20 protein-coding genes are annotated in these 19,009 nt (G+C 72.4%); 8 read left to right on the forward strand and 12 right to left on the reverse strand.

The window, feature by feature from the left end; translation table 11 throughout:
* Window positions 1-14 precede the first annotated feature (14 nt).
* A complete protein-coding gene (locus KLO01_RS05245; RefSeq protein WP_246136080.1) occupies window positions 15-1,187 on the reverse strand; it encodes a DUF5005 domain-containing protein in 1,173 nt (390 codons plus the stop codon).
* A complete protein-coding gene (locus KLO01_RS05250) occupies window positions 1,187-3,190 on the reverse strand; it encodes a YhgE/Pip family protein (RefSeq protein WP_147062761.1) in 2,004 nt (667 codons plus the stop codon). The genes KLO01_RS05245 and KLO01_RS05250 overlap by 1 nt, the downstream gene beginning before the upstream one ends.
* Window positions 3,191-3,271: 81 nt before the next feature.
* Between KLO01_RS05250 and KLO01_RS05255 the strand changes: the two genes are divergently transcribed.
* On the forward strand, window positions 3,272-3,850 hold the full coding sequence (locus KLO01_RS05255; RefSeq protein ID WP_147062763.1) for a TetR/AcrR family transcriptional regulator: 579 nt from the start codon (window positions 3,272-3,274) through the stop codon (window positions 3,848-3,850).
* Here KLO01_RS05255 and KLO01_RS05260 read toward each other — a convergent pair.
* On the reverse strand, window positions 3,825-4,853 hold the full coding sequence (locus KLO01_RS05260) for a Y-family DNA polymerase (RefSeq protein WP_246136061.1): 1,029 nt from the start codon (window positions 4,851-4,853) through the stop codon (window positions 3,825-3,827). The genes KLO01_RS05255 and KLO01_RS05260 overlap by 26 nt on opposite strands.
* Window positions 4,854-4,910: 57 nt before the next feature.
* On the opposite strand from KLO01_RS05260, the gene KLO01_RS05265 reads away from it, so the two are divergent.
* Complete coding sequence (locus KLO01_RS05265; protein WP_147062766.1) at window positions 4,911-6,983, forward strand: NAD(+) synthase; 2,073 nt, start codon at window positions 4,911-4,913, stop codon at window positions 6,981-6,983.
* Window positions 6,984-7,043: 60 nt separating this feature from the next.
* On the opposite strand, the gene KLO01_RS05270 is transcribed toward KLO01_RS05265, so the two are convergent.
* The 4 genes from KLO01_RS05270 to KLO01_RS05285 form a co-directional block, all read right to left on the reverse strand.
* Window positions 7,044-7,916, reverse strand: coding sequence for an RNA polymerase sigma-70 factor (locus KLO01_RS05270; protein WP_147062768.1), 873 nt, complete (start codon window positions 7,914-7,916; stop codon window positions 7,044-7,046).
* A complete protein-coding gene (locus tag KLO01_RS05275; protein WP_147062770.1) occupies window positions 7,913-8,521 on the reverse strand; it encodes a carboxymuconolactone decarboxylase family protein in 609 nt (202 codons plus the stop codon). The genes KLO01_RS05270 and KLO01_RS05275 overlap by 4 nt, the downstream gene beginning before the upstream one ends.
* A gap of 159 nt (window positions 8,522-8,680) precedes the next feature.
* Window positions 8,681-9,526 (reverse strand): ABC transporter permease, encoded by an 846-nt coding sequence (locus KLO01_RS05280; protein WP_147062772.1) that lies wholly within the window; start codon window positions 9,524-9,526, stop codon window positions 8,681-8,683.
* Window positions 9,523-10,422, reverse strand: coding sequence for an ABC transporter ATP-binding protein (locus tag KLO01_RS05285; protein WP_147062774.1), 900 nt, complete (start codon window positions 10,420-10,422; stop codon window positions 9,523-9,525). Before KLO01_RS05285 ends, KLO01_RS05280 begins: the two co-directional genes overlap by 4 nt.
* A 181-nt stretch (window positions 10,423-10,603) precedes the next feature.
* On the opposite strand from KLO01_RS05285, the gene KLO01_RS05290 reads away from it, so the two are divergent.
* From KLO01_RS05290 to KLO01_RS17065, 4 genes are all read left to right on the forward strand, one after another.
* Entirely contained in the window at window positions 10,604-11,824 is a 1,221-nt protein-coding gene (locus KLO01_RS05290; protein ID WP_147062775.1) for an endonuclease, read from the forward strand.
* 125 nt (window positions 11,825-11,949) lie between these two features.
* Window positions 11,950-12,243: a hypothetical protein gene (locus tag KLO01_RS05295; protein WP_147062778.1), complete on the forward strand. Its 294-nt coding sequence runs from the start codon at window positions 11,950-11,952 to the stop codon at window positions 12,241-12,243.
* A 37-nt stretch (window positions 12,244-12,280) separates the two neighbouring features.
* Window positions 12,281-13,309 (forward strand): hypothetical protein, encoded by a 1,029-nt coding sequence (locus KLO01_RS05300; protein ID WP_147062780.1) that lies wholly within the window; start codon window positions 12,281-12,283, stop codon window positions 13,307-13,309.
* Window positions 13,306-14,136: a hypothetical protein gene (locus KLO01_RS17065; RefSeq protein ID WP_186827912.1), complete on the forward strand. Its 831-nt coding sequence runs from the start codon at window positions 13,306-13,308 to the stop codon at window positions 14,134-14,136. The genes KLO01_RS05300 and KLO01_RS17065 overlap by 4 nt, the downstream gene beginning before the upstream one ends.
* Here the strand turns inward: KLO01_RS17065 and KLO01_RS05315 are convergent.
* Together KLO01_RS05315 and KLO01_RS05320 are read right to left on the reverse strand one after the other, a co-directional pair.
* Entirely contained in the window at window positions 14,115-15,227 is a 1,113-nt protein-coding gene (locus KLO01_RS05315; RefSeq protein ID WP_147062785.1) for a hypothetical protein, read from the reverse strand. The two genes, KLO01_RS17065 and KLO01_RS05315, sit on opposite strands and share 22 nt — an antisense overlap.
* A gap of 9 nt (window positions 15,228-15,236) precedes the next feature.
* Window positions 15,237-15,713 (reverse strand): GNAT family N-acetyltransferase, encoded by a 477-nt coding sequence (locus tag KLO01_RS05320; protein WP_147062786.1) that lies wholly within the window; start codon window positions 15,711-15,713, stop codon window positions 15,237-15,239.
* Between the two features lie 36 nt (window positions 15,714-15,749).
* Between KLO01_RS05320 and KLO01_RS05325 the strand changes: the two genes are divergently transcribed.
* Entirely contained in the window at window positions 15,750-16,100 is a 351-nt protein-coding gene (locus KLO01_RS05325; protein WP_222611922.1) for a DUF952 domain-containing protein, read from the forward strand.
* 12 nt (window positions 16,101-16,112) lie between these two features.
* Here KLO01_RS05325 and KLO01_RS05330 read toward each other — a convergent pair whose 3' ends face one another.
* Window positions 16,113-17,024 (reverse strand): LysR family transcriptional regulator, encoded by a 912-nt coding sequence (locus tag KLO01_RS05330; RefSeq protein WP_147062790.1) that lies wholly within the window; start codon window positions 17,022-17,024, stop codon window positions 16,113-16,115.
* An 82-nt stretch (window positions 17,025-17,106) separates the two neighbouring features.
* Between KLO01_RS05330 and KLO01_RS17070 the strand changes: the two genes are divergently transcribed.
* A complete protein-coding gene (locus tag KLO01_RS17070; RefSeq protein WP_186827913.1) occupies window positions 17,107-17,280 on the forward strand; it encodes a hypothetical protein in 174 nt (57 codons plus the stop codon).
* A gap of 91 nt (window positions 17,281-17,371) precedes the next feature.
* Here the strand turns inward: KLO01_RS17070 and KLO01_RS05335 are convergent, their stop codons facing one another.
* Together KLO01_RS05335 and trxA are read right to left on the reverse strand one after the other, a co-directional pair.
* Window positions 17,372-18,334 (reverse strand): GDSL-type esterase/lipase family protein, encoded by a 963-nt coding sequence (locus KLO01_RS05335; RefSeq protein WP_147062792.1) that lies wholly within the window; start codon window positions 18,332-18,334, stop codon window positions 17,372-17,374.
* A gap of 18 nt (window positions 18,335-18,352) precedes the next feature.
* Window positions 18,353-18,733, reverse strand: coding sequence for a thioredoxin (trxA, locus tag KLO01_RS05340; protein WP_147062794.1), 381 nt, complete (start codon window positions 18,731-18,733; stop codon window positions 18,353-18,355).
* Window positions 18,734-19,009 lie beyond the last annotated feature (276 nt).

Consider the following 19,009-nt stretch of genomic DNA (forward strand, 5'->3'; position numbering starts at 1 on the left):
GGGTGCCGCCGCCCTCAGGGGCGCGGGATCTCGGCGAACCTCGGGCGGCCGATCGTCGGGTCCTGCCGCAGCCGGGCGAGGTCGGTCGTGTTGCGTGAGATCGAGACGAGCAGGGTGCCGCTCGCCAGCGAGATCTCGGGGTGCGCCAGCGGCGCGTAGGCGAACTCGTCCCGGCCCGTGAGGAACGGCGCATCGAGGGCGGCACTCACCGTCCACGGCCCGACCGGTGACGACGACGTCCACGTGGCGACGGTGGACCCGAGGTCGCCGTCCTTCTTGGACACGGCGACATAGCTCCCGTCGACCCGGTCGACCGACAGCGTCTGCGAGACACCTCCTTCGGCGGGGATCACCGGCACCGCTCGGTCGGGGTCGGACTGCCAGCGGGTGCCGTCCCAGAACTCCCACTGCCGCCGGTCCTCGGGGTCGCCGAGCGAGCCACGGCCGACCCGCAGCGACCGGCCGAACGCCGCGCCCCTGGGCAGCTCCGTGCCGTAGACGTAGATGTGGCCGTCGGACACCATCGACGCCGAGCCCCAGTTCACCTGGTGCGCGCTCTCGTCGTCGGCCGTGAGCGGCAGGATCTCGTCGAGCTGGGGCGCCTGCCCGCCGCGGACCCGGAACGTCACCGCGTCCGAGCCGAGGTAGCTGAACCCCCACACGTCGGTCCCGCTGCCACGCCGGATGCGACCGGTGAAGACGACGATGACGTCCTCGTCGCCCTCGCGCACGACGCTCACCGACATCGGCCAGCGGACGACCCCCGGCTCGACGTCGGGGATGATCGGCCCGCGCGCGGTGGCCATGAGCTGGCTGACGCAGAGCCCCGACGACACGAGCATCGAGTTCGCGACCATCCCGGGAGCGATACCGGTGCGGCGCAGCGTGTCACCGAAGATCCAGACGAGCCGCCCGTCGGTGAGCCGCGCGCTCGCGCCGATGTCACCTGCCTGCCAGTAGGGCAGGTCCGCCTGTGCGACAACGGAGTTGAGCTGCGCGACGGTCGGCTCGATCCGTTGCTCCGCCGGGGCGTCCGGGCAGTCGACCGACATCTCGTATGCCGCGTGCCCACCTCCCGCAGCCGCGTCACCATCGCGACCGGGCAGGAGCGAGCACCCGCCGAGCAAACCGAGCGTCGTGAGGCCGACGAGGGCGGCGGCGAGGACGACCCGTATCCGGCGTCGCATCACGCGGGCACCGGCTCGGCGCCCACGCCCCCGGCGCCCGTGACGAACGCCTGCCGCCGGGCCCGGTGGACGCGGTGGGCGGCCGCGGTGGAGAGCACGAGCGCACCCGCACCCCACGCCAGCAGCACCGCGACGTCGAGCCCCAGGTGGAGCCCGGGTCCGCCGTAGGCCAGCGCGCGCAGGCCGTCGACGGCATACGACATCGGCAGGACGTGGTGCAGTGCCTGGAGCGGACCGGGGAGGGTCTGCCACGGGAAGGTGCCGCCGGCGCTCACGAGCTGGACCACCATGAGGATGAGCGCGAGGAACTGGCCGGAGTCGCCGAGCCGGGCCATGAGCCCGTGGATGATCGCCATGAAGGTCATCGACACGAGCAGCATGAAGCCGAGCATCTGCCACGGGTGGGCCATGTCGATGCCCACGGCGAACCTCACCACCGCCCACGTGAGGAGGGCCTGGGCGAAGCCGATGACGACCGGCGCCAGCCAGCCACCGAGGGCGACGGGCAGCACGGCCCAGCGGCTGGTGATGGCCTCCTCGACGAGCGGGCGGGCCCGGGTGAAGAGCGTGAACCCGCCGATCCAGAGTGCGAGCGCGAGGAAGAACGGTGCGAGCCCGGCGCCGTAGGACCCTGCCTTCGCCAGCGAGTCCGAGCTGATGCCGACCGGGGCGCCGATCGTCTGGGCGACGGCCTTGCGCTGGGCTGCCGTGGGGTTGGGCACCTTGGCCGCCCCATCGGCGAGCGAGGTCCCGAGCGTCGCGGCACCGGTGTCGATCTTGGCCAGGCCGGAGTCGAGAGCCGTCGCCCCCGAGGAGAGCTGCTCGGCGCCGGCGAGGGCCTTGCGCTGCCCTGAGTCGAGACGGTCCGCGCCCTTCGCCAGGCTCGCGCTGCCCGCGGCCGCCTTGTCGATCGCCGACTCGAGACCGACCGACGCGGTGGCGAGCTGCTCGGCGCCGTCGGCCACCTGGTCGGCACCGGTCGAGAGCCGGTCGAGGTCGTTCGAGGTCGACTGGAGCGTGCCATTCGCCTCGGTGATGGGCGCACGCAGCTGCGAGGTCTCGGCGAGCACCGCCGACACCTGCTCATCGGTGAGCCCGGCCGCCGCGAGCCGCGCCGGGAGCTCCTTGTCGAGAGCGTCGAGGCCGCTCGTGAGGCGCGAGCCGGCTGCAGCGGCGCGCCGCCCGGCGGCGGCGACCTCGGCGTTGCCGTCGGCGACCTGGCGGGCGCCAGCGGCGAGCTTCGCCGTCTGGGCGGGCAGGGCGTCGGTGCGGGAGTCGAGGGTCGCGAGACCGGAGCTCAGCTCGTGGGCGCCGGACGACAGCTGCGCGGTGCCCGCGGCGAGGTCCTTCTGGCCGGCGGCGAGCTGGGCGCTCCCGGTGCGCAGGCGGGTCGAGCCGGCGTGCGCGTCGGAGGCGCCGGTGGCGAGCTGTCCGGCTCCGGTGGCGGCCTCACCGAGCTGCGCGTGGATCGTCGAGAGCCCGCCGAGCAGTTGGCCCGCCGCGGTCCGGCTCACCTGGGCGGCGACCGAGTCCTGCACCTGCTCGACCACGCGGTCCCCGATGGTGCCGGCGAGGTAGTTCGTCGAGTCGTTCGTGTCGATCTCGAGCATGGCCCGGCGCGGGGTGAAGTCGGCGCTCGACGCGAGGTCGGCCGAGAACGTCTCGGGCACGACGAGCACGAACGCGTAGTCGCCCTCGCGCAGCCCGTCGGCGGCCTTCGCCGCGTCCACCTCGTGCCAGTCGAGGTCGTGAGCCTTCACCAGCGTCGAGGCCACCTCGTCACCGACCTGGAGCCGCTGGCCGTCGGCGAGGGTGGTGCCACGGTCCTGCACGACGACGGCCGCGGGAAGGCCGTCGAGGTGTGCGTAGGGGTCCTTGTTGGCATAGAGGTAGAGCCCGGCATACAGCGACGGGACGAGCACCATCGCCACCAGCGCGACCTTGGCGAAGGTCGAGTCGGTGAGCCGACGGAGCTCGGTGAGGGCGATGCGGACTGCGGTCATGTCATCTCCACGGTGGTGGACGAGGGGGCATTCGGGCGGTGGTACGTTGCCGTACCATCTTCGGTACGATACCGTACCACCATGACCGCACCGGCTGCCACTCGTCTGCTCGACGCCCTCGGCGCGGCCATCGTCGAGCAGGGCCTGGCCCGCACGACCGTGGCCGACGTCGCCCGGATCGCGGGCACGAGCAAGCGCACGTTCTACGAGCACTTCTCCACCAAGGACGAGGCGTTCCTCGCGCTCTACGCCGCCCGGGCCGAGCAGCTCATCGGTGCCATCGCCGACGTCGTCACCGACCCGGCCGCCCCCATCGAGCAGCAGATCCGGGTCGGGGTCGCGGCCTACCTCGGCTTCCTCGCCGACAACCCCGAGCTCGCCCGCGCCCACATCCTCGAGTCGCACGGGCTCGGGGACCTCGGCCTGCGGGCCCGCCGCTCACTCATGGACGGGCACGCGGCCTACCTGCGCCGGCTCGTCGACGACGCCCGCGTGCACCACCCCGAGCTGCGCGCCCTCACCGGCCCGGAGTCCGTCGGGGTCGTGGCGGGCCTCACCGAGCTCACGCTGCGGGCGGTCATGGACGAGGAGCCGCTCGACGGCGCCGACCACCTCGAGTCCGCGGTCGCCTTCATCACGGCCTTCGTGTCGGCAACGTGAAGGAGACCCCCACCATCGCGACGCCGCGACCGTCCTCCTCGTATGCCGTCCGCCCCAGTGCCGCGAGCGCCGCACCGACGAGGGTCGGCACGTCGCGGGTCGGCTCGTCGAGCGACCCGGGCTGGATGACAGCGTGCTGGTCGTCGTAGCGGAGGTGGACGTCGAGACGCGTCGGCTCCCTCGCGTCGTCACCCAGCCGCTCCATGGCGCGCACGACGTTGTCCCGCAGGGCCTCCTCGACGACCGACCGCTGACGGGTGGCGCGCCCCAGTGACCGGGTCGACGAGATCGACTTGCGTGGGCCGGGCAGCCTGATCGTCGCGTCGTCGACACCGTCGCGGATGGCGACGAGGTTGCGCGCCATCGCCCTGGCGACGCGGCGCTCGACGAGCCCGTCGACGCTCCAGCCGACGAGGTCGGCGACGTGGACGATCCCGGCATCGTGCAGCCGGGCCGTGGTCGCGGGCCCGACGCCCCACAGGTCGGACACCGGCAGCCGGGGTCGCACCCGGGCCTCGGTCTCGGCATCGACGACGACGAGCCCGTCAGGCTTGGCCCGGCGCGACGCCAGCTTGGCGAAGAGCTTGGCCCGCGCGACCCCCGCCGACACCGGCAGCCCGAGCTCGCGCCGTGCCCGCTCGCGCAGCCCCGCCGCGATCCGGCCGGCCTCCTCGACCGACCCACCGTCGAGGGCCGACACGTCGAGGAAGGCCTCCTCCATCGACCCGGGCTCGACGAGCGGGGTGACGTCGCGGAACATCGCCAGCAGCTCGGCGCTCACGGCTTCGTAGACCTCGCCCCGGAAGTCCGCGACCACGAGCTCGGGCCAGCGACGCACGGCCTGGCGCAACGGCATACCGGCATGGACGCCGAGCGCTCGGGCCTCGTAGCTCGCACAGGCGACCACCTGCGGACCGACGACCATCGGGCGCCCGCGCAGGTGGGGGAAGTCGCGCTGCTCGACCGAGGCGAAGAACGCGTCGGCGTCGGCGTGGATCAGCACGGCGTCCACGCTGCCACCGACCCCCGACACCGCGGCCCACCTGACAGACTCGGGCGCATGGACTTCCGCAACGCCTACGCGCACGGGTTCGCCCGCGTCGCCGCCTGCACCCTCCCCGTCGTCATGGCCGACCCGGCCCGCAACGCCGAGGCGACGATCGAGCAGGTCCGCAGGCTCCACGACGACGGCGTCGCGGTCGCCCTCTTCCCCGAGCTGGGCTTGAGCGGCTACGCCATCGACGACCTCCACATGCAGGACGTCCTGCTCGACGAGGTCGACCGCGCGGTCGTGGCGATCGCGAAGGCCACCGCCGGGCTCACCCCGGTCGTCGTCGTCGGCGCGCCCCTGCTCATCGGCAACCGGCTGCTCAACTGCGCCGTCGTCATCCACGCCGGCGAGGTCCTCGGGGTGGCGCCGAAGTCGTACCTCCCCAACTACCGCGAGTTCTACGAGAAGCGCTGGTTCGCCGCCGGCGACGACGCGGTCGACACCCTCATCAACCGTCCGCACTGGCCCGGCGCCGACGAGGACGGCGACCTCGCCTACGGCACCGACCTCCTCTTCGAGGCGACCGACGTCCCCGGCCTCACCGTGCACGTCGAGATCTGCGAGGACTTCTGGGTCCCCATCCCGCCGAGCTCGCGCGCGGCCCTCGCCGGAGCGACCGTCCTGCTCAACCTCAGTGCCTCCCCCATCACCGTCGGGCGGGCCGACGACCGCCACCTCCTCGCCCGGTCCGCGAGCGCGCGGTGCAACGCGGCCTACCTGTATGCCGCCGCGAGCGAGGGCGAGTCCTCGACCGACCTGTCGTGGGACGGCATGACGATGGTCTACGAGATGGGCGACCTGCTCGGCGAGAGCGAGCGCTTCCCCAGCGGGCCGCAGGCCACGGTCGTCGACGTCGACCTCGACCGGCTGCGCCAGGAGCGCCTGCGGCAGGGCAGCTTCGACGACAACCGCCGGGTCGAGGGGATCGGGGAGCCCGGCGGCGAGTCGTTCCGGGTCGTCGCGTTCGAGCTCGAACCACCGACCGGCGACATCGGGCTGCGTCGCAAGGTCGACCGCTTCCCGTTCGTCCCCGACGACGAGGCCCGGCTGGCACAGGACTGCTACGAGGCCTACAACATCCAGGTGTCCGGGCTCGAGCAGCGGCTGCGCGCCATCGGCCAGCCCAGGATCGTCATCGGCGTCTCGGGTGGCCTCGACTCCACCCACGCCCTCATCGTCGCGGCCAAGGCGATGGACCGGCTCGGCCGCCCGCGCACCGACATCATCGGCTTCACCATGCCGGGGTTCGCCACCTCGGACGGCACGAAGTCCAACGCGATCCACCTCATGGAGAGCCTCGGCATCACATTCGAGACCCTCGACATCCGGCCCGCCGCGACGCAGATGCTCAAGGACCTCGGCCACCCCGCGGGCGACGGCGAGGAGGTCTACGACGTCACCTTCGAGAACGTCCAGGCCGGGCTGCGCACCGACTACCTCTTCCGCGCGGCCAACCAGCGCGGCGGCATCGTCCTCGGCACCGGTGACCTGTCCGAGCTCGCACTCGGCTGGTGCACCTACGGCGTCGGCGACCAGATGAGCCACTACGGCGTCAACACCGGTGTGCCCAAGACGCTCATGCAGCACCTCATCCGCTGGGTCGTCTCGTCCGGCCAGTTCGAGGGAGAGGTCAACGGGACGCTCACCGAGATCCTCGACCAGGAGATCAGCCCCGAGCTCGTCCCCACCAAGGAGGGCGAGAAGATCCAGTCCACCGAGGACTCGGTCGGGCCCTACGCGCTGCAGGACTTCACGCTCTACCACGTGCTCCGTCGCGGCTACCGGCCCAGCAAGATCGCCTTCCTCGCCCAGCACGCGTGGTCCGACGCGGCGACCGGCGACTGGCCGGCGGGCTACCCCGAGGGTGAGCGGCCGGCATACGACCTCGAGACGATCCGGCACTGGCTGGAGGTCTTCGTCAGGCGCTACTTCTCCAACCAGTTCAAGCGCAGCGCGCTGCCCAACGGACCCAAGGTCGTCGCCGGCGGCACGATGTCGCCTCGCGGCGACTGGCGCATGCCGTCCGACGTCTCGTCCGCTGCCTGGCTCGCGGAGATCGAGCGCAACGTCCCGACCGCCTGACTCCGGCCCGGGTGGAGGATCGCCGGTGCCAGGACACCGGCGATCCTCCACGCGGCGGGTTCAGCGGGTCAGGGTCGTCTCCGCGGCGATCCGCGAGAGCTTGTCGGGGTTGCGGACCGCGTAGACCCCGGTGATGAGACCGCCCTCGACCTCGACGGTGACGATGCTGTCGACCTCGCCGTCGAGGTGGACGATGAGGGCGGGGCGCCCGTTGACGTCGACCCCGGTGAAGGTGAGCGCGCCGAACTTGCCGAACCCGCCGATGAGCAGGCGCGACACCTTGTCGACCCCGACGACCGGGTGCGCGAGCGCCTGCTTGATGCCGCCGCCGTCGCCGAGCATGACGACGTCGGGGGCGAGCACGTCGACGAGGGCCTGCAGGTCACCCGTCACGACCGCCTGCTGGAACGCCTCGAACGCGCTCCGGGCCTGGCCAGCCGTGACGTCACCACGGGGGCGCCGCGCCTGGACGTGGGACCGGGCGCGGTGGGCGATCTGGCGCACCGCGTCCGGGGACTTGCCGACGGCCTCGGCCAGCTCGTCGTAGTCGAGCGCGAACACCTCGCGCAGGACGAAGACCGCGCGTTCGGTCGGCGTGAGGGTCTCGAGCACGAGCATCATCGCCATCGACAGGCTGTCCGCCAGCTCGACGTCCTCGGCGACGTCCGGGGCGGTGACGAGCGGTTCGGGCAGCCACGGTCCGACATAGTCCTCACGCCGGCGCGCAACCGTCCGGAGCCGGTCGAGGGCGGCCCGGCTCACGACACGGACGAGGTAGGCGCGGGGGTCGCGCACCTCGCCCCGGTCGACCCGGTCCCACTTGAGCCACGCCTCCTGGACGACGTCCTCGGCGTCGGCGGCCGAGCCGAGCATCTCGTAGGCGACGGTGAAGAGCAGGCTCCGGTGGGCCGTGAACTCGTCGACGACGGTCATGCGCCCGAGGCTACGGCCGCGGCGGCTGCCGTGCCGTTCGGCGCGGCGAGCGGGGCGAGGCCACACGCGTCGGCGAACTCCTCGCTGGAGATCCCGAGCGCGATGTTGCCGCGGGCGGTCGCGTTCATGAAGCCGACCCGGGCGGTGAGCTCGACCAGCCCCGCGGCGCCGAGGTCGTCGAGCAGCGCGGCAGAGAGCTCGTCGGTCACGGCAACCGGCGTCTGGCACATCGCCTCGGCGTACTCCATGACCCGCCGCTCGACCGGCGTGAACATGGACGAGTCGCGCCACCGCGGCACCTCCCGCGCCTTGCCCTCGTCGAGGCCGTGGTTGTGCGCCATGAAGTAGCCGAAGTCGAGGCAGAAGCTGCAGCCGATCGACGCCGCGGCCGCCATCGCGGCGTAGGTCGCGAGGTTCCTGTCGAGCCGGTCCCACGAGTCCACCTTGCGTCCGTAGCCCATCGACGCCTTGAGCACGTCCTTGTGGTGCCACATGACGCCCACGGACTCGGGGACCTTGCCGAACATCCGGCGGGTGGCCACCTTGACCACGGTGCCGAAGAGGCCGTCGACCTCGGCGCTGGGGATCCTGGCGGTGCTGCTCATGGCTTCTCCTCGTCGTCGTCGAGGGCGGCGCTGGTGCTGCCCTCACCATGAAGACGCCGCCCGCCCGGTGTCTGTGACAGGCCTTCTCGACGCCGCGGAGCCGGCAGCACTCCCTCCCTGCGGGGGTGCTGCCGGCTCGCGGTGCGTGCCGCAGTGGGGCTACTTGACCTCGGAGCGACGGATGAGGAGCAGCCCGACCGCGAGCGGGATGACCAGCCAGAAGAGTCCGGTGACTCCCAGCTGGGACCACTGACGGGTCGTCAGGTCGCCCTCGAAGAGGAAGCCCTGGGTGAAGTTGAAGTCCATCCACGGCTGGAGGTCGCGCCACCACGACTGGCTCGCGGCCAGCACCATGGACAGCGGCGCCAGGGCGAAGTTGTAGACGAAGTAGGCCACGATGGCGCCCGGCGAGTTGCGGATGAGGACGCCGAGCATGAAGCCGATGAGCATGTTGAGGACGGTGGCAAGGGTGATGGTCAGCGCCTGGCTCACGGAGATGTCCCACACGGGGTCGATGCCGGCGATCGCGGCTCCGACGAGGTTGCCCACGGCGCCGACGGCCAGGGCGAAGACCATGGCGACGACACCGACCGCGGCCGCCACGACGAGCTTGGCCGTGATGACCCGGCCACGGTGCGGCACGAGCGTGAACGTCGTGAGACCGCTCCGCTGGCTCCACTCGCTCGTCACGGAGAGGGCGGCGATGATCGGGAGGATGATGACCATCGGGAAGCCGACGGCGGCACCGAAGTTGTCGTAGGTCTGGTCCGCCTCGGGACCGAACAGGATCACTGCGGTCGTGGCCAGGACGGCGAGGATGCCGATGCTGGCCATGAGCCACATCCCGGACCGGGTGTCGAACATCTTGCGCAGCTCGACCCCGAGCAGCCGGCTCGTGGGGATCGCGGCGGGCACCGGACGGCGACGTGCAGCGACCGGGGTGGCGGTGCGGTCCCCGGCCGGGGTCGTGGCGGTCGTGCTGGTCGGGGCGGTCGTGGCGGTCATGCTGCTGCTCCTTCTCGCTGCGTGTCGGCGGTGAGCTCGAGGAACATCTCCTCAAGGCCCGCGCCGTCCGCGGACTTGAGCTCGGTGAGGGCGCACCCGGCGGCCCGGGCGATCCGGCCGACGAGTGCGGGATCGGCGACGGTGCGCAGGGCACCGTCGTCGGACGACGTGAACTCCACGCCCTCACGGGTGAGGGCGTCGGCGAGCTCGACCCGGTCCGGCGTGCGGACGACGGTGCCGGCGGCCGCGAGGAGCTCGTCCTTGGTCCCCTGGGCGACGATGCGGCCGTTGCCGATGACGACGATGTCGTCGGCGACGACCTCAATCTCGTGCAGGAGGTGCGAGGACAGCAGGACGGTGCCCCCGTCGTTGGCGTAGCCGCGCAGGAGGTCGCGCATCCACCGGATGCCGGCGGGGTCGAGGCCGTTGGCGGGCTCGTCGAGGATGAGCACGTGGGGGTCCCCGATGAGGGCGGTGGCGATGCCGAGCCGCTGGCGCATGCCGAGCGAGTAGTTGCGCACCCGCCGGCCGGCCTCGGTCGGGGTGAGGCTCACCCGCTCGAGCATCTCGTCGACGCGGGACGCGGGCAGGCCCATCGTCCTCGCGGCGACGGTGAGGATCTCGCGGCCGGTGCGTCCGGCGTGCTGGGCCGAGGCGTCGAGGAGGACGCCGACCTCGAGACCCGGGTTGGGCAGGTCGACGAAGCGCCTGCCCTCGATGGTGGCCGACCCGCTGGTGGGCGGGGTGAGCCCGACCATCACGCGCATCGTCGTGGACTTCCCGGCGCCGTTGGGACCGAGGAAGCCGGTGACCCGCCCCGGGCGGGCGGTGAAGGAGACGTCGTCGACGGCGACGTGGTCGCCGTACTTCCTGGTCAGTGAGTCGATGGTGATCATGACCGCAACCCTCGCGCCGGGACGCACCCGCGCACATCGGGGACGGGACCCGACCGACCCCTTGGCCGACCCCGAGGGGCCTCGGGGTCCACCCCGAGCCGAGACGCCTTTGCGAAACCCTTGCCGAACCCGGACACGGGCTTTGCCCCACCTCCCGTATGCCGGCCTCAGGCTGTGCGTCATGCCCACGACCGCGCCCCTCGCCGTCCGGCCCGCCACCCGGGTCCGCGCCACCACCCTCACCGCGCTGCTCCTCGCGGCACTCGTCGCCGTCATCGCGCTCGGCGCCGCCACGGCCCGGACCGCGTCGGCCGCCGCGCCGCTCACCGTCAGCCAGGCGATCGCCACGCAGAACGGCACGTCGCAGACCGTGCGCGGCTACGTCGTCGGCGAGCCGGTCGCGACGAGCACGGTGAACCGCAGCGGCTTCACCGGCGACCTCGCCATCGCCATCGCCGACACGGCGAGCCAGACCGACACGACGAAGATGCTCTACGTCCAGCTGACGACGCAGTGGCGCAGCGCGTGGGGGCTCAGGACGAACCCGTCGCTCATGGGCCGGCTCATCGACACCACGGGTCCGCTCACCGCCTACTTCTCCCACGCCGGCCTCAAGTCGCCGACGGCCATCTCCTCGGTGGGCTCGACGCCGACGCCCACGCCGACCGGCACCGCGACCCCCACCCCCACGCCGACCCCCACCTCGACGGGCGGCACCGACACCTACTACGCCGCCGCCCTCGGCAAGTCCGGCACCGCCCTGCGCAGCGCGCTCCACGGCATCATCAGCAAGCAGACGGTCCTCACCTACGACCAGGTCTGGGACGCCCTCAAGGACACCGACCAGGACCCGGCCAACTCCAACAACGTCATCGAGATCTACTCGGGTCGCTCGATCGCCAAGTCCAACAACGGTGGTGGCGTCGACCAGTGGAACCGCGAGCACGTCTGGGCCAAGAGCCACGGTGACTTCGGCACCGCCAACGGCCCCGGCACCGACGTGCACCACCTGCGCCCCGAGGACGTCACCGTGAACTCGGACCGCGGCAACCTCGACTTCGACAACGGCGGCTCGGCGGTCAACCAGTGCTCCGACTGCTGGCGCGACGCCGACTCGTTCGAGCCGCGCGACGCCGTCAAGGGCGACGTCGCCCGGATGATCCTCTACATGGCGGTCCGCTACGAGGGCGGCGACGGCTGGCCCGACCTCGAGCCCAACGAGTCGGTCGCCAACGGCAGCGCCCCCTCCATCGGCAAGCTGTCCGTCCTCAAGGCGTGGAGCTCGGGTGACCCGCCGGACGCGTTCGAGAAGCGCCGCAACGACCGCATCCACGCGCAGTGGCAGGGCAACCGCAACCCGTTCGTCGACCACCCCGAATGGGTCATGTCCATCTGGCCCTGACCAATCACGCCAAAGCCACATCGGCGCCGGGACCGCAGTCCTAGAGTCGCTCTCACCGCACCCCCTGCGTGCCGAGGTCCCGACACGCACGGGCTTGGTGCGCGCACCACGGAGAGGTGTGTGGCATGGGCGAGAAGGGCAACGGGCTCGACGGCGGACTGGCCGCGGTGGCCTCGGCGTCGGCCGGGCTGGCGAGCGAGCCGTCGGTGATCGAGCGGGTGACGACGACGACCTCCGAGACGCTCCTGGGCGTCGGCAAGGACGCGCTGTCCTCGGTCAAGGACAAGGCACTCGACAAGGGCGCCGACGCGACGATCGACGAGGCGCGACGTCGGCTGCGGCGACCGGACGGCACCACCGCACCGGCGGAGCAGCCGGCACCGGACCTGGACGGCGGGGATGACGGCCCCAGGCCCTAGGCCGCGCCGTAGGCGACGCCCGGGTCGTGTCGCACCGGTGCTCCTCGGCACGCTCGCCGTCGCCCTCGCCGGTTGTGGGGGCAGCCCGGCCGCCAGCGAGGACGCGGCCAGCGCCTCGCCGAGCGCTCGGACCTCCGACCTCCGCCCCGAGGGCCGGTGGACGCTCGTGGCGTGGACCGTGAAGCGCTCGGACCTCACCGTCGAGCAACGGATGGCACGCACGATCCTCGGGGTCTTCACCCCCGGCTGCCCCAGCGGACCGTGCGACCTCACCATGGCGCCGGGCGGGAGCAACGGCACCTTCCGTGAGGCCGAGGCGCCCGTCGCGGAGGGGTCGACACCGACCACCGCCGCCATCGACCTCACCTGGGACGGGAGGGCGTATGCCGGTGGGTCACCCGAGCGGGTCACGTCGTGCCTCACCAAGGAGGGCACCACCGTGCCCGAGGGCTACGTCCAGGCCAGCAGCTTCTCGCTGAGTTTCGTCCCGAAGCAGGGTGACGCCCCGTCGCGAGTTCGCGGGACCGTCGTCCACACCGCCAAGGGCACCCCCGCGGGCAAGGCCAAGGGATGCACCGACTTCGTCGAGACCGAGGCCGTCGGCGGCGTCCCCACAGGGTCGCTGGACGTCAAGACCCCGCTGTCGGGCCGCTACGACGCGTCCATGACGACGAGGAGCGCCACCCCCAGGAGCGTCGCCGCGGTCGGGAGCGTGCTGTGGCTGGGAGCGATGAGCACCGCCGGCACGGGCAGCACCCAGACCATCACCGGCCTCACCGGGAAGCCCGGGCCGCTCACCGCCTCGTCGGCCGGATGGTCGGCCTCCCCGCCGGCGACACCGAACGACTGCCGGGCCGTCTCGGGGACCATGGTGCCCAAGGGCGCCGACGCGCAGGAGGTCTTCGACGCACTGCACGCGGTCGCCCTGACCGGGGACGGCAAGCCGATCTTCGCCGGGACGTGGAAGGACCGGCTCAACCCCAACGCGACGGGCCTTTCGGGAGCATGCAGCCTCACGGCATACGAGGGACGCCTGCTCCTCGTCCCGGAGGGCGCTGGGCCGTGAACGACGTCTACGGCGACGTCCCGGACTGGCGCCGCCTGGTGCCGCGCGAACGGGACGTCGTCACCGGGCGGCTCACCGGCCAGCGCGACGACAAGCGGCACGACGACCAGCACGACGCCGACTCCGACGGGCTGTCGCAGCAAGGGGTCTCGACCTCCGGGCGCTCGTTGGCCACTCTCTCGTCATCCGCCTCGGTGCCTGCCGTCATCGCCGTGGTGGTGGCCGTCGTGGCGGTCGTCGGCGTCGGGGGCCTGCTCGGCGCCCGCGCCCTCGGCGGATCCGGCGACGACGCGGGACGGACGTCCACGGGTGCGGCGGGAGTGCCGACCCCCGGGGCTCCGGGTGCGCCCGGGGCGGGCTCGACCGGCGGTCCGGGAGGCGCCACCGGACCCGCCGGAGGCGCCTCGGCCACCGTCGCTCCCCCGGCGGCCGCGACGGCGATCACGCTGGAGTACTCAGGGGGGAAGCTCACCGTCGACCGGTGCACCGACCTGTCGGGCAAAGGGAAGTGCACCAAGTTCCCGGACGACTACGACCCTCTGACCGTGCGCTGCACCGCGGACGGATGCACCGTCTACTACATCAAGGAGGGACCGCTCACCGGCCCCCTGACGATGGCGGGCAGGACGAAGGCGATCACCGACGGCTGCCAGCAGACCTCGTGGGACATCAGACTCACCCCCGTGGGCGAAGCCGTCACAGAGGGGATCCGGCACCCAGCAAGACTGGTCGGCGTCGCACACACGAGCAGGGTGCCCGAGATGTTCCCCACCGTGAACTGCCTCGGAGCCGAGCAGACCTACGTCTACGACGCGACGCCGTCCTGAGGCCGGGGCAGTGGCTCGTCCGCGCCGACCACGGCGTCGACGAGAGCCAGCTCCTCGCCGGACACCCGTCCGGTGAGGGCGGCCCGGGCCAGCTCCCACGTCTGCTCCAGGTGCTGCCCGGCGGTGACCGTCACTCCCGTCCGCGTCCGGTGCAACGGTGCCGCCCGTCCCAGCTCGTAGAGGTCGCACCCCACGGCTCGGCGGTCGACGTACCAGCCGTAGCGCTCGCGGGCGGGCTCGAGCACGACGGCGACCTGGAGCCGGCGGGCTCGCAGCCACCCCGGCCCGCGCGAGGCCAAGACCGCGCCGGCGGCGAACGTCAGGGCGACCTCGAGCTCGGTGCCCGCGGAGTACTCGCCACCCAGCTCGAGGCGACCCGGGCGGGGGCGGACGAGCAGGCCCGGGGAGGTGGGCCGGTCGAGGAGCAGCATGAGCGAGGGGGCGAAGACCGAGGCGAACCTGCGCGCGTGGGTGCGGGCGCCGCGTCGTGCGGCGCTGACGTTGAGGTGGGTGCTGTAGCCGGTGAGGGTGACGTCCGGGCCGTGGGCGGCGTGCAGGGCATCGGCCAGCACGTCGCGCCCGATCTCCGCGAGGCCTCGCACGGTGGCTGCGCCGCCCACGCCCAGGGGCACCGGGGGCGTCGCGACCTCGGCCTCGCGCCCGTCGGCCGTGACCACGCCGCCCCACGAGCAGCGTTGCGCGTTGGGGTCGGTCGGGTCGGCCCGCACGCCGAGCTCGAGGTCGGCGCCGAGGGTCCGGAAGTCGAGCACCCCGTCGGCGCCGCTCACGACGAACTCGTGCTCGACCCCGAGACGCACGCCGCGGGACCGGCGGGGCGGCCGGACGAGACCCCTTCGGGGAGGTCGCGCGAGCGCCCTGGCGAGGTCGTCGTCCAGGACGCCACGGTCGAGGTCGGCGAGGAACCCCGGCACGGCCCCACTGGCCTTCGCGACGAAGACCGGGCGTCCACCGGCCACGGGTTCGACCCGGAACACGACGAGGTCCCACGAGCACAGCGACGCCGACACGACGAAGGTGGGGCGACGCCGGGGACCCAGGTCCACGGCATACGCAGCAGGGTCGGCCGTCATCGTGCCCCGTCAGCCGCCGAGGTCGGCGAGCTCGTCGCCGTCCATACGGAAGACGGTCCACTCGTCCTGGGGGACCGCACTGAGGCTCTTGTAGAACCCGATCGAGGGCTCGTTCCAGTCGAGCACCCACCACTCGAGCCGCTGGTAGCCACGCTCGACGCAGGTCCGGGCCAAGGTGGCGAGGAGCTCGCGCCCGAGGCCGCTGCCACGGTGCTCGGGCTGGACGAAGAGGTCCTCGAGCCAGATGCCGTTGACGCCGGTCCACGTCGAGAAGGTGAGGTACCAGACCGCCATGCCCACGACCTCGCCGTCGACCTCGGCCACGTGGGCGAACGTCGTCGGTGAGCCCTGGGCGGGGAAGAGCGCTGCGGTGAAGTGCTGCTCGGTCGCCCTGACCGCGTCCGGCTCCTTCTCGTAGGTCGCGAGGTCGCGCACCAGTTCCAGGATCGCGGGGACGTCGTCGGGGGTGGCCTCGCGGATCGTCATGCCGGGAAGCGTATGCCGCGGCGTAGGTTGGGAGCCATGGCTTCCCCCATCCACCACGTCACCTCGCCACGGACCTGGGAGCGAGCCGTCGCCGAGGGCACGTTCACCGAGTCCACGCTGGACCGGTCGCTCGAGCAGGAGGGGTTCATCCACTGCTGCGACCCGGCCCAGCTCGACTTCGTCCTGGCGACCTTCTATGCCGGGGTGGGGCACGACCTGCTGCTGCTCACGATCGACCCCGAGCTGCTCGAGTCACGCCTCGTGCGCGAGGTCGGCAACCCCGAGACGGGCGAGGAGTTCCCGCACGTCTACGGCCCCATCAACCCCGACGCCGTCGTCGGGACCCGCCTGCTCACGCCGCCGCACGGGGCACCCGTCGAGCCCTGACCTCCGACGGGCTCAGCCGCCGCCGGGGCGGCCACGCCGCGACGGGTGCGTGTTAAGCTCGAGCAGCATCTCGAGCAGCCGCTCGGCCGCGGGGTTCGGACGACCGGTCTCGCGCACGAGCGCCGAGATCTCGCGGACCGGAGTGGGGTCGGTGATCCGCAGCCGCAGCACCTCCGGCGGCAGCGCCCGGGCCGCCAGCCGCGGCATGACCGAGATCCCGACGCCGGCCGCGACGAACTGGATCGCCGAGTGGTGCTCCTGCGCCTGGACCGTGAAGCGCGGGGTGAACCCCGCGGCGGCGCAGGCCGACATGACGATGCGGTGGCCGAGGCTGCCGGTGAGGTCGTTGGACACCCACGTCTCGCCACGCAGGTCGGCGAGCGCGACGCTGCGCCGGGTCGCCAGCTCGGAGTCGCTCGGCACGACCGCGACGAACGGGTCGCTCGCGAGGTGCACCCGCCGGTAGCCGGCGCGGCCACCCCCGTCCGGCGGGTCGATGACGACGTCGATGTCCGGGGTGACGTTGCGGCTCGTCACCTCGGTGAGGACGAGGTCGACGGTGAGGTCGGGCTGCTCGAAGGTGAGCCGCTTGACCAGCGCCGGCATCCAGGCCGACCCCGCCGACGCGAAGTAGCCCACCGTGATCCGGCCACTGCGCCCGTCACGCAGGTCGGTGACGACCGAGTCGAGCCGGTCCCACTGGCGCATCGCCTCCTCGGTCTGCGTCGCGAGCTCGAGGCCCGCGGGCGTGGCCGCGATGCCCCGGCCCTGGCGCTGGAAGAGCACGAGACCGGTCTCGCGGGCGAGGGCGCTGAGGTGCTGGCTCACGGCGCTCGAGGTGAGCCCGAGGTTGTCGGCGGCGGCCTGCACGGACCCGCTGCCGACCACGGCGCGGAAGACCCTGAGGCGGTGGGGGTCGAGCATAACTCGACTCTACAGTGTTGCTTAACAACCCCTTAGCAAAGTCACGTTGTGCTAAGCAGTTGAAGCGCGGATCATTGACGACATGATCCCCCGCACCCAGACCTTCACCGCCGCCCACCGCATCGCCGAGCGCCTGCGCAACTTCCGTCGCCCCGGCACCTCCGGCTGGTCCACGACCGTCGACATGGACAACACCCGCGCCAACCACGAGCTCATGGTCGCCTCGCAGTTCCAGCAGCACACGCGCTCGATCTGAGCCGACCCGACCCACTTGCTCCACGGCTCCATCCGCGCCCGGCACCGGGCGCACCCGACAGCGCTGAACCGTGTCACGGTTCGGCGCTGACTCATCTCCCCAGGCGCTCCCGGACGACCCGGTCGAGCGCCTGGAGCTCGGCCCGGGCCGTCTCGGCGTCCTCCCCGAGGGCGGTGGCCTCGGCCCGGCGGGCGAGGTCGGCCACGTGGTCGACGTCCAGCCCATGCCGGCGCGCCCCGTCGAGGCTCTCGGCCGAGAGCAGGTCGGGCAGGCTGAACGTCGGCGCCTCCCCGCGTGAGGCCGGCCCCTGGTCGACCCGGACCTCACCGGCGCGGGCGGCCGCCTCCTCCTCGACACCGAACGCGGACGTGACGAGCCGGGCGTAGGCCGCGTGCCCGTCGGCGTTGGGGTGGTAGGACTGCTCGAGAGGCCACGACACCCCGTTGAGCCACTCCTGCCCGTCGCAGACCGCGTGCCCCTCGAACGCCGCGCGCGGGTCGACGAACCCGGCCCCGGCGGCGCGCGCCGCGTCGCCGACCACCGTGGCCAGCTCGCCGACACCCGCCTCGATCCGGGCCCTCTCGTGAGGGCTGAAGAACGTCAGGGCGTTGCAGTCCTGCCCGTTGAACAGGACGGGGTATGCCGTGACCACGACCTCCGCGTCCGGCGCACCCTGCGCGATGCGCGCGAGCAGCGACCCCAGCGAGGACGGCAGCTCGGTGCGCAGGGTCGCGATCGCCGCGTCGATGACGGGGTCGGAGTCGCCCATCCAGGCGGGCTTGGCGCACTCGACGAGCACGGGCACGAACCCGATGTCGTTGCCGCCGACGGTCAGCGAGACGTGCGTCGTCCCCGGTCCGAGCGCCGCCAGCTGGGCGGCCTCGACGTCGCGGATCGTGGCGCCGAGGCACGCCTGGTAGGCGAGGCCGAGCCCGAGCGCCCGGGCGACGAGGACGGGGTAGCCCTCGACCGCGCGCCAGCAGTCGTTGACCCGGTCACCCCCGCCGACGCCGGCGGCATACGAGTCTCCGAGGGCGACGTACGGGAGCGACATCCCGCCATCCAAGCAGGCTCAGGACTGAGCGGTCTCGCCCTCCTGGGCTGCGGCGAGCTGCGCCTTGACGTCGTCCATGTCGAGGCCCTTGATCTGCTCGATGATGCCATCGAGCGCCGGGGCGGGGAGGGCGCCGGGCTGCGAGAAGACGAGGATCGAGTCGCGGAAGGCCATGAGCGTCGGGATCGACGTGATCTGCGCCGCGGCGGCGAGCTGCTGCTCGGCCTCGGTGTCGATCTTGCCGAAGGTGACGTCGGGGTGCTTCTCGGACGCCTCCTCGAACACGGGGGCGAAGCGCTTGCACGGGCCACACCACTCGGCCCAGAAGTCCACGAGGACGATGCCGTTGCTCGTCACGGTCTTCTCGAAGGTCTCGGCGGTCAGCTCGACGGTTGCCATGCAGGGGTCTCCTCAGCAGTCAGGGGGATGTCAGGGGTGTCTGGTCCATGTTCTTCGAGGGGGTCAACACCGCAGGCCGCGCGGATCATCCACGCAGGGCGCGGGTCCCACGCGCCGTGTGCGCCGACGGACGTCACGCCCGGGCCGGGACACGCCACGGGCGCGCGTCGGTACAGGGAGTTCACGACGCGCGCCCGGCTGTTGCCGAGCGTAGCGAAGATGGCCGGTGGTTGAACAGTCTTTGACGTGTGACGCCTGCCGCGTCGCGCGGCGGGC

It is taken from the genome of Knoellia locipacati (assembly GCF_007992835.1).
Taxonomy (GTDB): Bacteria; Actinomycetota; Actinomycetes; order Actinomycetales; family Dermatophilaceae; genus Knoellia; species Knoellia locipacati.

Coding starts and splice junctions, on each gene's coding strand:
- KLO01_RS05245 (WP_246136080.1), bottom strand. CDS start 1,187: ATGCGACGCCGGATACGGGTCGTCCTCGCCGCCGCCCTCGTCGGCCTC.
- KLO01_RS05250 (WP_147062761.1), bottom strand. CDS start 3,190: ATGACCGCAGTCCGCATCGCCCTCACCGAGCTCCGTCGGCTCACCGAC.
- KLO01_RS05255 (WP_147062763.1), top strand. CDS start 3,272: ATGACCGCACCGGCTGCCACTCGTCTGCTCGACGCCCTCGGCGCGGCC.
- KLO01_RS05265 (WP_147062766.1), top strand. CDS start 4,911: ATGGACTTCCGCAACGCCTACGCGCACGGGTTCGCCCGCGTCGCCGCC.
- KLO01_RS05270 (WP_147062768.1), bottom strand. CDS start 7,916: ATGACCGTCGTCGACGAGTTCACGGCCCACCGGAGCCTGCTCTTCACC.
- KLO01_RS05275 (WP_147062770.1), bottom strand. CDS start 8,521: ATGAGCAGCACCGCCAGGATCCCCAGCGCCGAGGTCGACGGCCTCTTC.
- KLO01_RS05280 (WP_147062772.1), bottom strand. CDS start 9,526: ATGACCGCCACGACCGCCCCGACCAGCACGACCGCCACGACCCCGGCC.
- KLO01_RS05285 (WP_147062774.1), bottom strand. CDS start 10,422: ATGATCACCATCGACTCACTGACCAGGAAGTACGGCGACCACGTCGCC.
- KLO01_RS05290 (WP_147062775.1), top strand. CDS start 10,604: ATGCCCACGACCGCGCCCCTCGCCGTCCGGCCCGCCACCCGGGTCCGC.
- KLO01_RS05295 (WP_147062778.1), top strand. CDS start 11,950: ATGGGCGAGAAGGGCAACGGGCTCGACGGCGGACTGGCCGCGGTGGCC.
- KLO01_RS05315 (WP_147062785.1), bottom strand. CDS start 15,227: ATGACGGCCGACCCTGCTGCGTATGCCGTGGACCTGGGTCCCCGGCGT.
- KLO01_RS05320 (WP_147062786.1), bottom strand. CDS start 15,713: ATGACGATCCGCGAGGCCACCCCCGACGACGTCCCCGCGATCCTGGAA.
- KLO01_RS05325 (WP_222611922.1), top strand. CDS start 15,750: ATGGCTTCCCCCATCCACCACGTCACCTCGCCACGGACCTGGGAGCGA.
- KLO01_RS05330 (WP_147062790.1), bottom strand. CDS start 17,024: ATGCTCGACCCCCACCGCCTCAGGGTCTTCCGCGCCGTGGTCGGCAGC.
- KLO01_RS17070 (WP_186827913.1), top strand. CDS start 17,107: ATGATCCCCCGCACCCAGACCTTCACCGCCGCCCACCGCATCGCCGAG.
- KLO01_RS05335 (WP_147062792.1), bottom strand. CDS start 18,334: ATGTCGCTCCCGTACGTCGCCCTCGGAGACTCGTATGCCGCCGGCGTC.
- trxA (WP_147062794.1), bottom strand. CDS start 18,733: ATGGCAACCGTCGAGCTGACCGCCGAGACCTTCGAGAAGACCGTGACG.